15 protein-coding genes are annotated in these 14,547 nt (G+C 71.8%); 11 read left to right on the top strand and 4 right to left on the bottom strand.

The genetic code is table 11. The features are described from left to right. Positions 1–7 precede the first annotated feature (7 nt). Positions 8–259 carry a PIN domain-containing protein gene (locus ACIBJG_RS33200; protein ID WP_399313361.1) on the top strand — a complete coding sequence of 84 codons (252 nt, stop codon included), beginning with the start codon at positions 8–10 and terminating at the stop codon, positions 257–259. A 10-nt stretch (positions 260–269) separates the two neighbouring features. On the opposite strand, the gene ACIBJG_RS33205 is transcribed toward ACIBJG_RS33200, so the two are convergent. Then, complete coding sequence (locus tag ACIBJG_RS33205) at positions 270–1,499, bottom strand: FG-GAP-like repeat-containing protein (protein WP_399313265.1); 1,230 nt, start codon at positions 1,497–1,499, stop codon at positions 270–272. A 157-nt stretch (positions 1,500–1,656) separates the two neighbouring features. On the opposite strand from ACIBJG_RS33205, the gene ACIBJG_RS33210 reads away from it, so the two are divergent. Continuing rightward, complete coding sequence (locus ACIBJG_RS33210; RefSeq protein WP_399313267.1) at positions 1,657–1,788, top strand: hypothetical protein; 132 nt, start codon at positions 1,657–1,659, stop codon at positions 1,786–1,788. Here ACIBJG_RS33210 and ACIBJG_RS33215 read toward each other — a convergent pair. After that, positions 1,785–4,622 (bottom strand): FAD-binding and (Fe-S)-binding domain-containing protein, encoded by a 2,838-nt coding sequence (locus ACIBJG_RS33215; protein WP_399313268.1) that lies wholly within the window; start codon positions 4,620–4,622, stop codon positions 1,785–1,787. The two genes, ACIBJG_RS33210 and ACIBJG_RS33215, sit on opposite strands and share 4 nt — an antisense overlap. A gap of 279 nt (positions 4,623–4,901) precedes the next feature. On the opposite strand from ACIBJG_RS33215, the gene ACIBJG_RS33220 reads away from it, so the two are divergent. From ACIBJG_RS33220 to ACIBJG_RS33255, 8 genes are all read left to right on the top strand, one after another. Beyond that, entirely contained in the window at positions 4,902–6,404 is a 1,503-nt protein-coding gene (locus ACIBJG_RS33220) for an ATP-binding protein (RefSeq protein ID WP_399313270.1), read from the top strand. Then, positions 6,401–6,829: a roadblock/LC7 domain-containing protein gene (locus tag ACIBJG_RS33225; protein WP_399313272.1), complete on the top strand. Its 429-nt coding sequence runs from the start codon at positions 6,401–6,403 to the stop codon at positions 6,827–6,829. Before ACIBJG_RS33220 ends, ACIBJG_RS33225 begins: the two co-directional genes overlap by 4 nt. Further along, a complete protein-coding gene (locus tag ACIBJG_RS33230; protein WP_399313274.1) occupies positions 6,826–7,191 on the top strand; it encodes a DUF742 domain-containing protein in 366 nt (121 codons plus the stop codon). Before ACIBJG_RS33225 ends, ACIBJG_RS33230 begins: the two co-directional genes overlap by 4 nt. Next, positions 7,172–7,822, top strand: a complete 651-nt coding sequence (locus ACIBJG_RS33235; RefSeq protein ID WP_399313276.1) for a GTP-binding protein — start codon at positions 7,172–7,174, stop codon at positions 7,820–7,822. The genes ACIBJG_RS33230 and ACIBJG_RS33235 overlap by 20 nt, the downstream gene beginning before the upstream one ends. Continuing rightward, positions 7,819–9,084, top strand: coding sequence for a cytochrome P450 (locus ACIBJG_RS33240; RefSeq protein ID WP_399313278.1), 1,266 nt, complete (start codon positions 7,819–7,821; stop codon positions 9,082–9,084). The genes ACIBJG_RS33235 and ACIBJG_RS33240 overlap by 4 nt, the downstream gene beginning before the upstream one ends. Beyond that, positions 9,081–10,289, top strand: a complete 1,209-nt coding sequence (locus ACIBJG_RS33245; RefSeq protein ID WP_399313280.1) for a cytochrome P450 — start codon at positions 9,081–9,083, stop codon at positions 10,287–10,289. Before ACIBJG_RS33240 ends, ACIBJG_RS33245 begins: the two co-directional genes overlap by 4 nt. A gap of 301 nt (positions 10,290–10,590) precedes the next feature. Then, positions 10,591–11,709: a phosphoserine transaminase gene (gene serC / locus ACIBJG_RS33250; protein ID WP_399313282.1), complete on the top strand. Its 1,119-nt coding sequence runs from the start codon at positions 10,591–10,593 to the stop codon at positions 11,707–11,709. Positions 11,710–11,862: 153 nt separating this feature from the next. Next, positions 11,863–12,492, top strand: a complete 630-nt coding sequence (locus ACIBJG_RS33255; RefSeq protein WP_399313364.1) for a Uma2 family endonuclease — start codon at positions 11,863–11,865, stop codon at positions 12,490–12,492. Here ACIBJG_RS33255 and ACIBJG_RS33260 read toward each other — a convergent pair. Beyond that, positions 12,472–13,023, bottom strand: a complete 552-nt coding sequence (locus ACIBJG_RS33260; RefSeq protein WP_399313285.1) for a GNAT family N-acetyltransferase — start codon at positions 13,021–13,023, stop codon at positions 12,472–12,474. The two genes, ACIBJG_RS33255 and ACIBJG_RS33260, sit on opposite strands and share 21 nt — an antisense overlap. Before the next feature lie 102 nt (positions 13,024–13,125). On the opposite strand from ACIBJG_RS33260, the gene ACIBJG_RS33265 reads away from it, so the two are divergent. Further along, positions 13,126–13,521: a PPOX class F420-dependent oxidoreductase gene (locus ACIBJG_RS33265; RefSeq protein ID WP_399313287.1), complete on the top strand. Its 396-nt coding sequence runs from the start codon at positions 13,126–13,128 to the stop codon at positions 13,519–13,521. A 5-nt stretch (positions 13,522–13,526) separates the two neighbouring features. On the opposite strand, the gene ACIBJG_RS33270 is transcribed toward ACIBJG_RS33265, so the two are convergent. Continuing rightward, positions 13,527–14,531 (bottom strand): WD40 repeat domain-containing protein, encoded by a 1,005-nt coding sequence (locus ACIBJG_RS33270; protein WP_399313289.1) that lies wholly within the window; start codon positions 14,529–14,531, stop codon positions 13,527–13,529. Between the last annotated feature and the right edge of the window lie 16 nt (positions 14,532–14,547).

Genomic DNA, 14,547 nt, shown 5'->3' on the forward strand with positions numbered 1-14,547 from the left:
CCAGCGCATCGCGTACTTCGTGACGCAGGCCGTACGAGGCGTTTACCTGGTCGACCTCACCAGCACCGTGCTGGCGCGCGCGACCGCCTATGAGACCCGCAGACTCGGCCCTCTCGACTCCCTCCACCTGGCGACCGCCGATCCGTTCCGGGTGGGGCTCACCGCCTTCGTCACGTACGACAGCGAACTGGCCGAAGCCGCCACCGACTTCGGACTCCCGGTGCACGCGCCGGCTCAGGGCCTCTGCCCAGAGACGTGACAACGCCCTGCTAGCTGAAGCCGTTCAGGCCCCACCAGTCGCCGTTGGTCTGCTCGCCACGCGCCAGGGAGCCGTTGCTCAGGCCTCGGTAGGTGAGGAGCCAGCCCGGGTTGCCCCGGTAGCCGTCGATGGCGTACGTGGTGTTGGTCACGGTGGCGAGGTCGGGACGGCCGTCGCCGGTGAAGTCGCCGACGGCGATGAAGTTCGCCATGGCGTTCCAGCCCCCGGCGCCGATGAGCTTGCGCCCTCCGAGCTTGCCGGTGGACGTGGCGGGGTAGAGCCAGAGCTTGCCGGTGGATGCCTCGCGGGCGTAGAGGTCGGGGCGGCCGTCGCCGTTCACGTCGCCGGCGCCGACGAGCGCGCTCATGGCCTTCCAGCCGCCGGTGCCGATGACCTTGCGCCCTCCGAGCTTGCCGGTCGACGTGCCCGGGTACACGTAGAGCCTGCCCGTGGACACCTCGCGCGCGATCAGGTCGGAGCGGCCGTCGCCCGTCAGGTCACCGAAGGCGGTGATGTTGCTCATGCCGTTCCAGCCACCCGCACCGATCAGCTTGCGTGCGCCGAGGGAACCGGTGCCGGTGCCCGGGTAGAGCCAGAGCTTGCCGGTGGACGCCTCGCGGGCGATGAGGTCCTCGCGGCCGTCGCGGCTGAAGTCCCCGTGCCGGGTGAGGGCGTTCATGGCGTTCCAGCCGCCCGCGCCGACGAGGCGGCCGGTCCCGTTGCCCGAGGCGAACCAGAGCCGTCCCACCTTGTCGCGGGCCAGCACGTCGGCCCTGCGGTCGCCGTTCATGTCACCGAAGCCCAGGGCCTTGGGAGACGTCTCGGAGTACCAGTAGGGAGAGGCGGTCCGTCCGCACTCACGCTCCGTACGGACGAACTTGATCGAGCTGGTCGTCGGAGGGGTGTCGGTGCTGTACGCCAGGCCGGTACCGGCGGGAACCTCGGCGAAGTAGCCTTCAGCCGCAGCGTAGTTCTTGTTCTCATAGGTGCAGGCGATGAGGTTCGTGCGGTTGACGTGCGACCGGATCTTGTTGTCCCAGCTGCCCAGGTCCGCGACGTTCTTCTTCGTCATGTACCGCGTCCCGGTGCCGTCCGCGCGCGACCATCCGCACCAGTAGCCCACCGTGCAGCCGTTCACGTCCTTGGCAGCGGCCGACTCCGCGCTCGCCGCGTTCAGACCCGTACACGTGAGCGTGAGACCGGCGAGCGTCGCCAGGCCCCGCACGAGATGCTTCCGCATGTGTGGTGTTCCCCTCCCCATGGATGTGCGCCGATGCCCTCGGCCCTCAGCACACCGGGTCCTCCGGTGCCCTCAGCACACCGGGTCCTCCGGATTGCTGGTGCGGCTCTGCAGCCGCTCGTCGGCGCGGGCACACACTGCCATGAAGGGATCATGGTTGACCAGGACAGCGGGGACCGGTTCCGAGACGTCGGCCCCCGCCCGTGAGCAGGACCGGGACAGGCGCGTCAAGATCCTGGACCCGGACCTGTGGACCGCATGCCAGGAATCGCACCCCTCGCTGCGCTAGTGCCGCGCTCCCCGCTCCAGCCCCTCCGCCAGCACCTCCGCGAGGTGCCGCGCCCGCACACCTCCCACCTGGGCCAGTTGCGTCCGGCACGAGAACCCGTCCGCCAGGACCTCCGCACCGGACGCCGCACCCCGCACCGCCGGAAGCAACCGGTCCTCCGCACACGCCACCGACACCTCCCAGTGGCCGCGCTCGAAGCCGAAGTTGCCCGCCAGACCGCAGCATCCGCCTTCCAGCTCACCGCCCAACCCGGCCCGTTCACGCAGCCGGCGATCCGCCGCAGCACCCAGGACCGCGTGCTGGTGGCAGTGCGTCTGGCCGATGACCGGGCGGTCGAGGCGCGGGGGCTCCCAGTCGGGGGCGTACGCCTCCAGGTACTCGGCCAGCGTGTGCACGGAGCCCGCCAGTTCGCCCGCTCGCGGGTCGTCCGGCAGGAGTTCCGGCAGGTCCGTACGGAGCGTCGCCGCACAGCTCGGCTCCAGGACGATGACGGGGTCGCCCAACGTGCCGCCCAGCCGGTCCAGCGTGCGGCGCATCACCTTGCGCGCCCGGTCGAGCTGGCCCGTCGAGACGTACGTGAGGCCGCAGCACAGGCCTCGTCCGGCGGGAAGCACGTGGCGGCCCGTGGCCTCCAGAACCGTCACCGCCGCCCGTCCCACCTCGGGCGAGAGATGCTCGGTGAAGGTGTCGGGCCAGAGGGTGGCGATCCGGTCGCTGGAGAAGATGAACGTCCCCCTGCCCCGGCGCCGGTTCAGCCACCGCGTGAACCTCTCCCGCGCGAGCACCGGGATCCCCCGTTCCGGCGCGATGCCCGCGACCCGCTTGGCGAGGGCGGCGAGCGGGCGCACCCGGGCCAGGGCGTTCAGCGCGCCCGCGAAGGGGGACGCGAGGCACAGCCACCGCGGCAGCCACCCCATCGCGTAGTGCGCCGCCGGGCGCAGCCGCCCGCGGTAGTGGTGGTGCAGGAACTCCGCCTTGTACGTGGCCATGTCGACGCCCACCGGGCAGTCGCTGCGGCAGCCCTTGCAGGACAGGCAGAGGTCGAGCGCGTCCCGTACCTCCGTCGAGCGCCAGCCGTCCGTGATCACGCCGCCCGCGGCCCCGGCCAGCATCTCGTGGAGCAGCCGGGCCCGGCCGCGCGTGGAGTGGGCCTCCTGGCCGGTCGCGCGGAAGGAGGGGCACATCACGGACGGGCCCGAGGTCTGCTCCGTACGGCACTTGGCGACTCCGACGCACCTGCGCACGGCGGCGGAGAAGTCACCGCCGTCGTGCGGGTAGCCGAAGGCGACGTCGACCGGCTTCTTCGGGAGCACCTCGAAGCGGAGGTTCTCGTCGAGGCGGGCCGGGCGGGCGAGGATGCCCGGGTTCATGCCGCCGTCGGGGTCCCAGAGGTCCTTGAACCGGGCGAAGAGGGCGACGAGTTCGTCCCCGTACATCCGGGGGAGGAGTTCGGCGCGTGCCTGGCCGTCGCCGTGTTCGCCGGACAGCGAGCCGCCGTGGGCGACGACGAGCGAGGCGAGGTCCTCGGAGAAGCGGCGGAAGCGGGCCACGCCCGCGTCGCTCAGCAGGTCGAAGTCGATGCGGACGTGGATGCAGCCGTCGCCGAAGTGCCCGTACGGGGTTCCGCGCAGGCCGTGTTCGGCGAGCAGGGCACGGAAGTCGCGGAGGTAGGGGCCGAGCCGGGCGGGCGGCACGGCGCAGTCCTCCCACCCGGGCCAGGCCTCACTGCTGTCGGGCATCCGGGTCGCCGTCCCCGACGCGTCCTCCCGGATCCGCCACAGGGCCCGCTGCCCGGCCGGGTCGGTGACGACGGCGGCGTCCACCGCGTCCGCGGAGGCGGCCCGGACGAGGCGCTCGGCGTGGGCACGGGCCTCGGCCGGGGTGGCGCCGCCCGTCTCGGCGAAGAGCCAGGCACCGCCGCGCGGCAGCCCGGCCGGTTCGCGTACGAGGTCGGCGGCCATGCCCTCGACGGTCAGCGGGTGGAAGGGGAGGAGGCCGGCGGCTGCTTCGGCGGCCGCGGACTCGTCGGCGTAACCGAGGACAACGAGCGCGCGGGCGGCGGGGGCCTCGACCAGCCGCAGCGTCGCCTCCGTCACCACACCGAGGGTGCCCTCGCTGCCGCAGAACGCGCGGGCGGGGTCGGGGCCGTTCTCGGGCAGCAGGGCGTCCAGCGCGTATCCGGAGATGCGACGCGGCAGTTCGGGGAATCCGGTACGCAGGAGGGCCAGGTTTCCCGTGATCAGCTCGCGGAGCCCGGCGGGGCCCCCGGCACCGGGCGCCAGGCGCAGGATGTCGCCGCCGTAGCGGGCGACGGTGAGGGCGTGGACGTTGTCGGCGGTGGTGCCCCAGGCGACGGAGTGGGAGCCGCAGGAGTTGTTGCCGATCATGCCGCCGATGGTGCAGCGGCTGTGCGTGGAGGGGTCCGGGCCGAAGGTGAGCCCGTGCGGGGCGGCGGCGGCCCTCAGGTCGTCCAGGACGACGCCCGGCTGGACCACGGCGGTACGGGAACCGGCGTCCAGGTCCACGATGGTCCGCAGATGGCGGGTGAGATCGAGGACGACGCCGGTGCCGGTGGCCTGCCCGGCGATGGACGTACCGCCGCCGCGCGGCACGACGGGCACGCCGTGCGCCCGGCAGACGGCGAGTGCGGCGGCGATGTCGTCGGCGTCGCGCGGGGCGACGACCCCGAGCGGCACCCGCCGGTAGTTGGAGGCGTCCATCGTCGTCAGGGCCCGCGCCGTGGCGTCGAAGGCGACCTCGCCCCGTACGGACGCGCGCAGTTCACGGACGAGAGCGGTGGGGGTGCCACCGGGGTGAGCGTTGCCGGATGCCATCCGGCAAGGATGCCGTCGGCCCGGCATACCCGGCCGGTCGCCCCGCCCGACGGCCCCGCACGTTTCCGCCGATTACGTCAGTACGTCGGAATATGCCCGGCCTGCAAACACAAATGGAACAGAGAACACCACAAGTTCTTCCCAAACAGATCGTCAATTCTCATATAGTGACCCAGACTTGTCAGGGAATTCCCTGTTCCAGTTGTCGCATTTGATCACCACAGTCGCGACTCGCCCGAACCGTCCCATCCGTCACCGTCCGCCCCCCAAGGACTCCGCTTGCGCCCCTCAACCCGGCCGACCGCACTGGCCCTGCTGGTCACCGTGGCCCTCACCGGATCCCTGTGTCTGTGGGCGGCCGTTGCCGCTCCCGACTCGGCCAGGACCGCAGTGGCCTGGGGGTCGAGCGCCGCCGCCGTGCTGCTCTCCGCCGCCGTCGCCGCCGCCGTCCACGCCCGCATCACCGCGCGCCGGCTGCGCGAGCTGCTCACCGCCGAAAGCGGCCGGTTCACCGCCGAGACCTCACGGATGGTGTCGGCGTCCGCCGCCGACGCCCAGCGGTTCACCGCCGAGACCGCCAGGATCAAGGCCGCCGCGGCCGCCGAGACGGCCCGCGTCGCCAAGGAGGCCGCGGCCGGCGCCGAGCGGCTCACCGCCGACAACGCGCGCCTCAAGGCCCGCGCCGCCCGCAGTGACACCGAGCGCTCCGCAGCCGTCGCCGCCTGCGCCAACGCCGCGGGCCGGATGCAGGCCCTGGCCACCAGCATGCTGGCCGACCTGCGCGACATGGAGCACCGGCACTCCGCCGAGGACGTCCTGGGCGACCTGCTGCACCTGGACCACCGCACCGCCCAGGCGGGCCGGCTGGCCGACTCCATCGCCGTGCTGACCGGTGCCCGTTCCGGGCGGCGCTGGGCGAAGCCGATCGTGATGGAGTCCATCCTGCGCGGCGCGATGGGCCGGATCAGCGGTTACCAGCGCATCCGCCTCCACTCGACGAGCGACGTCGCCATCGCCGGTCACGCCGCCGAGGGCGTCATGCACGCCCTGGCCGAACTCCTCGACAACGCCGCGAACTTCTCGCCGCCCACGGCCGAGGTCCATGTGTACGTGGAGGAGGTCCCGGCCGGCATCGTGCTGACCGTCGAGGACAGCGGCCTGGTCATGAGCGACGTGCAGCTGCGCCGCGCGGAGCGGGCCGTCTCCGCGACCGACCAGGACCTGACCGGCCTCTCCGGCACCCGCCTCGGCCTCGCCGTCGTCGGCCGCCTCGCCCGCAAGCACGGTCTGACCGTCTCGTTCCGGCCCTCCGCGCGCGGCGGCACGGGCGCGCTGATGATGCTCCCGCAGGAGATCATCACCCGCACCCCGATGCCGGCCCCCGAGCCCGCAGCCGAGCCGGTCGTCCCCGCCCCGCGTGAGCCCGAACCGGTCCACGCGTCCGGCGCCGAACGCACCGAAGCATCACCCGACGCATCGCCCGCCCCGTCCACCGACACCACCCGCGCCCAGGAGCCCCTGCGCTCCGACTCCGGTTCGGAGACCACCGGCGCCCTCCCCCGGTTCGGCGAGAGCGGCCTGCCCAAGCGCTCGCGCGGCCGCACCCTCGCCGCCGCCGAGTCCCGCGCCCGGGCGGCCTCCGAACCGTCGGAGGCCGAAACGGCCGACGGCTCCACCCCCCGGACCCGTACGTCCGACCCCAAGGCCCAGGCAGCCCGCTTCAGCAGCTTCCGCCAGGCCGTACGGCCCAACTCCCCGCACCCGGAAGGCAACACCCGATGACCGCGACCACCGACGAGAAGCTCAACTGGCTGCTGGAGGGGCTCCTTGAGCGCACCCCCGGCGCCCGTCACGCCCTCGTGCTGTCCAGGGACGGCCTCAAGCTGTGCCGGACCCCCGAGCTCTCCGTCGACCAGGCGGACCAGCTGGCCGCGATCTCGGCCGGAATCCAGAGCCTCTCGCACGGCGCGTCCGTCGAGTTCGGTGACGGCACCGGCGGCGTACGCTCCGCCATGACCGAGTTCTACGGCGGCGTGCTGTTCATCGTGGAGGCCGGCGCAGGCGCCCACCTCGCGGTCGTCGCCTCCGAGGACGCCGACGTCGGCCTCGTCGGCCACAACATGAGCGAGCTCGTCGAGCAGCTCGGCGAGCACCTCGTCGCCCCGCCGCGAGAGTCCGCCGAGGTCTCCGAAACCGCGACCGTATGACTCCCCGCCCCCGCCCCGGCCGGGACGACGACCCGGACCGGCTCTACACCCTCACCGGTGGCCGCAGCCGGTCCGACTCGGCCGCCTTCGACCTGGTGACGCTGGTCGTCTCCGAATGCGAGCCGGCCCCCGGCATGCAGTCGGAGCACGTCACGATCCTGCGGATGTGCGAACGGCCCACCGCGGTCGTCGAGCTCTCCGCGGGGCTGAACCTGCCCGTCAGCATCGTGCGCATCCTGCTGTGCGATCTGCTCGACACCGGCCGGATCAGCGCACGCCACCCCCGTACAGCACGTGTCGCGGACCGGTTCCCCGACCCCGACATCCTGGAACAGGTGCTCGTTGGACTCCGCAACCTCTGACCGTGCCGCCCTGCAGGCCACGGCCGACAACGGACTGAAGATAGTCGTCGTCGGTGGCTTCGGGGTCGGCAAGACCACCATGGTCCGATCCGTGAGCGAGATCCGTCCGCTCAACACGGAGGAGACGATGACCCGCGCGGGCGAGGCCGTCGACCACCTCGACGGGGTGCAGTCGAAGACGTCCACCACCGTCGCCTTCGACTTCGGCCGCATCACGCTCGACGCACGCTCCGTGCTGTACCTGTTCGGCGCACCCGGCCAGGAGCGCTTCTGGTACCTGTGGGACCGGCTGTTCTCCGGAACGCTCGGCGCGGTCGTCCTCGTCGACACCCGTCGCCTCGCCGACTCCTGGTACGCCATCGACCGGCTGGAGCACCACGGCACCCCGTTCATCGTGGCGTGCAACGACTTCGGCGGCCCGCTCCACACCGAGCAGCAGATCCGCGAGGCACTCGCCCTCTCGGACGACGTACCGCTCGTGGAATGCGACGCCCGGGACCGGTCCTCCAGCAAGTACGTCCTGATCACGCTGGTGGAGCACCTCTACGCCCTCTCGCGGGGCATGGCCGGCTCCTCCGCCTCCGCCCGTCCGGAGACCGCTCCGGAGAAGACCCCGGAGCCCACCCCGTGACCCAGCCACCCGAACCGCCCCCGGGCTGCCCGGCGCACGGACGCGCACCGCTGTCCGGGCCCCGGTTCCAGACCGAACCCACCCAGCTGTACCGGGAGATGCGCCGCGACCACGGCGCCGTCGCCCCCGTCGTCCTGGACGGCGACGTCCCGGCCTGGCTGATCCTCGGCTACCGCGAACTGCACCAGGTCACCAGCGACCCGGTGCTGTTCAGCCGCGATTCCGACCTCTGGAACCAGTGGGAGCGCATCCCCGACGACTGGCCGCTGCTCCCGATGATCGGCCGCAAGCAGCCGTCGATCCTCTACACGGTCGGCCCCCGGCACGTCGAGCGCGCCCGGATGATCAGCAACGCCCTGGAGGCGGTCGACCCGTTCGCCCTCAAGCGGTACGCGGAGGAGTTCGCCGACGCACTGATCGACCAGTTCTGCTCCAAGGGCTCGACCGACATCATCGCCGAGTACGCGATGCTGCTCCCCGCCCGCGTCCTGGCCAGGATCTACGGCTTCAGCGACGAGGTCGGCGACGTGCTCGTCGGCTCGATCAACGACATGATCGACGGCCGGGAACGCGCCCTGGCCGGCCAGCAGCACCTCGGTACGTCGATGTTCCAGCTGCTCGCCGACAAGCACACCGAACCGGACGACGACGTCGCCACCCGGATGCTGGCCGACCCCGGCGGCTTCACGGACGAGGAGATCGTCCAGGACCTCATGGTCATGATGGCCGCCGGGCACCAGCCGACGGCCGACTGGATGGGCAACTCGCTGCGGCTGATGCTCACCGACGACCGGTTCGCCGCCTCGCTCTCCGGCGGCCGGCACAGTGTCGCCGAGGCCATGAACGAAGTCCTCTGGGAGGACACCCCGACGCAGAACGTCGCCGGCCGCTGGGCCTCGCGCGACACCCACCTCGGGGGCCGCCACATCCAGGCGGGCGACCTGCTGCTCCTCGGTATCGCCGCCGCCAACGCCGACCCTCAGGTGCGCACCGACGGCTCCTCGCTCACCGGCGGCAACAACGCCTTCCTCTCCTTCGGCCACGGCGAGCACCGCTGCCCGTTCCCGGCCCAGGAGACCGCCGAGGTCATCGCCCGTACCGGCATCGAGGTCCTGCTCGACCGCCTCCCGGACATCGACCTGGACGTCCCCGCCGAGCAGCTCACCCGGCGCCCCTCCCCATGGCTGCGGGGCCTGACGGACCTGCCCGTCGCCTTCACTCCCACCCCTGCCACAGGATCCGCCCCCGGAGGCCAGATATGACCCGCATCGCCCTCGACCCGTTCGTCGCCGACCTCGACGGCGAGAGCGCCGCCCTGCGCGCCGCGGGCCCGCTCGCCGAGGTGGAGCTGCCCGGCGGGGTGCACTGCTACGCGGTCACGCACCACGCGGAGGCGCGGCAGCTGCTGACCGACTCCCGGATCGTGAAGGACATCAACGTCTGGGGCGCCTGGCAGCGCGGCGAGATCCCGATGGACTGGCCGCTGATCGGCCTGGCCAACCCGGGCCGCTCCATGCTGACCGTCGACGGCGCCGACCACCGCCGGCTGCGGACCCTGGTGGCGCAGGCCCTCACCGTGAAGCGGGTGGAGCGGCTGCGCGCGGGCATCGAGGCGCTGACGACCGCGAGCCTGGACCGTCTCGCGGCCCTGCCCAAGGGCGAGAAGGTCGACCTGAAGGCCGAGTTCGCCTACCCGCTGCCGATGAACGTGATCAGCGAGCTGATGGGCGTCGACGGCGCCGACCACCCCCGCCTCAAGGAACTCTTCGAGAAGTTCTTCTCGACGCAGACGCCGCCGGAGGAGGTCCCGCAGATGATGGCGGACCTCGGCGCGCTCTTCACGAAGATCGTCGACGCGAAGCGGGCCGAGCCGGGCGACGACCTGACCAGCGCCCTGATCTCGGCCTCCGAGGACGGCGACCACCTCACCAACGAGGAGATCGTCAACACCCTCCAGCTGATCATCGCGGCGGGCCACGAGACGACGATCAGCCTGATCGTGAACGCCGTCGTCGCCCTGGAGACGCACCCCGAACAGCGCAAGCAGGTCCTGACCGGCGAGCTGCCGTGGGAGAACGTGATCGAGGAGACCCTGCGCTGGAACACCCCGACCTCCCACGTCCTGATCCGCTTCGCGACGGAGGACGTCGCCGTCGGTGACAAGGTCCTCCCCAAGGGCGAGGCCCTGATCGTGTCCTTCGGCGCGCTGGGCCGGGACGAGGCGCAGTACGGCCCGACCGCCGGTGAGTTCGACGCGACCCGCACCCCCAACCGCCACATCGCCTTCGGCCACGGCCCGCACGTCTGCCCGGGTGCCGCGCTCTCGCGCCTGGAGGCCGGGGTCGCGCTCCCCGCCCTGTACGAGCGCTTCCCGGAGCTGGAGCTGGCCGTGCCGGCCACCGAGCTCCGCAACAAGCCGATCGTCACCCAGAACGACCTGTTCGACCTCCCGGTCGAGCTGGGCTGACGCGGTCGACCTGGGCTGACGCGCCCTCCCCACCTTCAAGCGCCGGCCGAGCCACTTCAAGCCCGTCCGGCGCTTGAGGACGGAACCCCGAACCCCGGAACCGGCCACCCCAAGCCCGTCCGGCGCTTGAGGACAAAGCCCCGAACCCCGGTCCGGCGGGAGGCTTCCGTCCTCAAACGCCGGACGGGCTGATTTGGCGGGGGCGGCCGTCCTCAAACGGCGGACGGGCTGATTCCGTGCGCGCGTCTCACCCGACGGACAGGCCGCCTGACCACCCCACCGACCCGCTACGCTCCGACTCGTGGCCGACATCCAGATTCCCGCTGACATCAAGCCCGCCGACGGACGCTTCGGCGCCGGTCCTTCCAAGGTGCGGACGGAGGCGCTCGACGCGCTGGCCGCCACCGGTACGTCTCTTCTCGGTACGTCCCACCGCCAGGCCCCGGTGAAGAACCTGGTCGGCGCGGTACGTGACGGCGTGCGCGACCTCTTCTCCCTCCCCGAGGGATACGAGGTGATCCTGGGCAACGGCGGCTCCACCGCCTTCTGGGACATCGCGACGCACGGCCTGATCGAGTCGAAGTCCCAGCACCTCAACTTCGGTGAGTTCTCCTCGAAGTTCGCGAAGGCCGCCAAGCTCGCCCCGTGGCTGGCCGACCCGACCGTCATCGCCTCCGACCCGGGCACCCACCCGGACCCGAAGGCCGAGGCGGGCGTCGACGTCTACGCCTTCACGCACAACGAGACCTCGACCGGTGTCGCCGCGCCCATCAAGCGCGTCGCGGGCGCCGACGAGGGCTCCCTGGTCCTGGTGGACGCCACCTCCGGCGCGGGCGGCCTGCCGGTCGACATCGCCGAGACGGACGTCTACTACTTCGCCCCGCAGAAGTCCTTCGCCTCCGACGGCGGCCTGTGGATCGGCGTCTTCTCCCCGGCGGCCCTGGAGCGCGCGGCGCGCATCCACGCCTCCGGCCGGCACGTCCCGGAGTTCTTCTCGCTGCCCACCGCGATCGACAACTCCCTGAAGAACCAGACGTACAACACCCCGGCGCTCGCCACGCTGTTCCTCCTGAACGAGCAGCTGACCTGGATGAACACCCAGGGCGGTCTGGACTTCACCACCGGCCGCACGGCCGCCTCCTCCGGCCACCTGTACGGCTGGGCCGAGGAGTCGAAGTACGCGACCCCGTTCGTCACGGACGCAGCCAAGCGCTCGCAGGTCATCGGCACGATCGACTTCGCGGACGAGATCGACGCCGCCGCGATCGCCAAGGTGCTCCGCGCCAACGGCATCGTCGACACGGAGCCGTACCGCAAGCTGGGCCGCAACCAGCTGCGCGTGGCGATGTTCCCGGCGATCGACCCGTCGGACGTCCAGGCGCTGACGGCGTGCATCGACTACGTGATCGAGAAGCTGTAGCCCGTACGCTCCGGAACGGCCCTGTGCACCGCGAGGTGTGCAGGGCCGTTTCTGCTTCACTCGCCCGAGTGGCATATGCCAGAAACACGCTCTGCGGCCGTTCCGCCCTACGATGATGGTCTCGACACCAGCCAGTTCAGGAGGGCCGCAATGTTGTCTGCAGCAGCAGTCGAGCACCCCTGTGACGACGGGCCGGAGCTGTCGTTGCTCGAGGAAGCCGACAGGCTCGCGGAGCAGCTTCCCGGACGTCGCGTCGAGATCATCGGAGGCGTCATCACCGTGGCCCCACCCCCGGACGGCCCGCACGCCCGCGCTCTTACCAAGCTCATGCGGCCGTTCATCGCGGCCGGACTCGACGACGGGGACTCGGCAGTCCTCCAGGGCATCGGTCTCTGGCTGCCGGGCGGCCCCGAGGACTACGCCATCCCCGACCTCGCCCTCGTCGACGCCGATCTCGACGCGCACAGGCTCCAGAACAACTGCTACGACCCGGCCGTGTTCCGCCTCGTCCTGGAGGTCACCTCCAGCAACTACAAGAGCGACCTGCGGCACAAGGTCGCGGCGTACGCCGAGGCCAAGATCCCCGTCTACGTGATCCTCGACCGCAAGCACGGTCGCGTCCACGTCCTGACGGAGCCCGTCGGCGGCACCTACGACCGCCACGAGGTGTACGCCCCCGGCCAGGAGGCCCCGCTCCCCGACTCGATCGGCGCCGAAGTGATCCTGGACGTCGCCGAGCTGATCAAGGCCGGCAGGGCGCAGTCAAGCCCGTCCGGCGATTGAGGACACAGAGCTCGCCGGGGCGTCCCGACGCCACCGCTCCTCGCCGTCCTCCCACTCCCCGGTCCGCACCAGCCCCGCCGCCTCCGCCACGGCAGCAGACGCCGCATGGTCGGGATGGACGTGGGCAACGACAGTACGGACCGCTCCCCCGCCCAACAGGTGCGCGACAAGTCCCTTCGCCGCCTCCTTGGCGTACCCCCGCCCCTGCCACTCCACCCCGGTCACCCAGGCGATCTCCGCCTGCGCCCCGGTCACGTCCACCGTCGCCTGCACATAGCCCGCGAGCCGGTCCTCGCCCCGGATGCGCAGCACCCAGTTCCACCAGAGCTCGTCCGGGTCCGGCGAACCGGCGGTCTGCCGTGCGTAGCGGGCCCGTAGCTCTTGGGCCGGCAGCGGGGCGCCGCCGGTGAAGGCGTGCAGGGCCGGGTCGGCGAGCACGGCCGCCATCTCGTCCGCGTGTGCCACCTGCAAGGGCTCCGCGTCGAGGCGGGTGGTGGCGAAGGGCGCGGGCCCGGGGTTCGTCGTCGTCATAGGCCGACGACCTTACGCCGGGGCCTGTCACCGCCTTCGAATCGCCCGTTCCGCACCGCCCGCGCGGATGACACGACGCCGGGACGGCGGAGGATGGAACGTATGGAGACGATCCCCGACCTGCGGCCGTTCGTGAAGCAGTACGCCGTGCTGCTCAGCACGCGGCGCCAGGACGGGACGCATGCCGACACCCCCGTCAACATCGCCGTCGAGGGCGACCACGCCTACATCCGTACGTTCTCCTCGGCGTGGAAGGTGGAGCGGATGCGCAACCACCCCGTCGTGAGGATCGGCCCGTGCACACTGCGCGGCCGGCCGACGGGACCGCAGATCACCGCACACGCCCGCCTCCTCCAGGCCGGCTCGAAGGAGAACACGCACGCAGCCCGGACGCTCTCCCGCAAGTACCCGGTCCTGCACGGCGTGGTCGTCCCGCTCGTGCACCGGATCAAGCGGGACCGGACCCTGCACTACGAGGTCCGCCCGCTCGAAACGTAGCGCGCTCAGCCCTGACGGCGCCGCCGTCCCAGGAACAGCAGCAGGCCGATCCCGGCGAGCACCGCGATCCCGGTCAGCGTGGTGCCCTTCACCGGCACGCCGTCCCCGCCCGCGGCGCTCCCCGCGGAGGACGGTGACGTGCCGCCCGCACGGGCGGGCCCGTCGCCCCCGGCCTTCTTCAGGTCCACCCGCACCACATCGCTCTGCTCGCCCTCGGAGCCGTACATCAGCGCCGAGCCGTCCGCCGTGTACGTCACCGACTCGGACTGCGGGAGCAGCGGTGACTCCACCGCGTAGTCCTTGCCGAGCCGGCCGTTCGCGAAGGCGTAGCCGCGCGCGCTGAAGTACGAGCGCAGCACCAGCTCCTTGCCGTCCGGCGAGAACGCCCCGTCCGTCACCCACGGCACCTCCCCGACCCGCCGGAACACGTTGTCCCCGCCCGTCGAGAGCTTCGCGGGACCTTCGTACAGCCCGCCGCCGTTCTCGTTCTTCGACGCGATGTACACGCGCCCGGTCTTCGGGTGGACCATCAGCGCCTCCGCGTTGCGCGCGCCGTCCGCGTACTTCACGTCGAACTGCGTGGCCCGGACCGTCGCGTCCCGGAGCTCCTTCGGCTCGGGGAAGCGGTAGATCCAGACGTGGTCCCAGCTGCCGTTCAGGTTGTCGCCGATGTCGCCGACGTACAGGTTCCCGTCGGGCCCCAGCGAGATCGCCTCCACGTCCCGGGGCGCGCCCACACCCTTCATGGTGATCCGCGCGACGGTCTTCCCGGTGCGGGAGTCGACGGCGAAGACGTACGGCCCGTCGTCGCTGTCGTTGTGCGTCCAGTAGATCCCCGGGTGGGCGCGGCTGGCGGCCAGGCCGCTGGACTCGGTGATCTGCGGGTCCTCGATCGTGAAGCTCCGGTCGGCATCTCCGCCGTCGGCCGCGGCAGGGACCGCCGCCGTCGCGAAGGACGCGAAGGACAGCAGCGCGGCGGCGGCGAGAACGGTCAGTCGGTACGAACGCATGGCACAAGTGTCCATC

Origin of the sequence: Streptomyces sp. NPDC050422, assembly GCF_044458665.1 — a bacterium.
GTDB lineage: Bacteria > Actinomycetota > Actinomycetes > Streptomycetales > Streptomycetaceae > Streptomyces.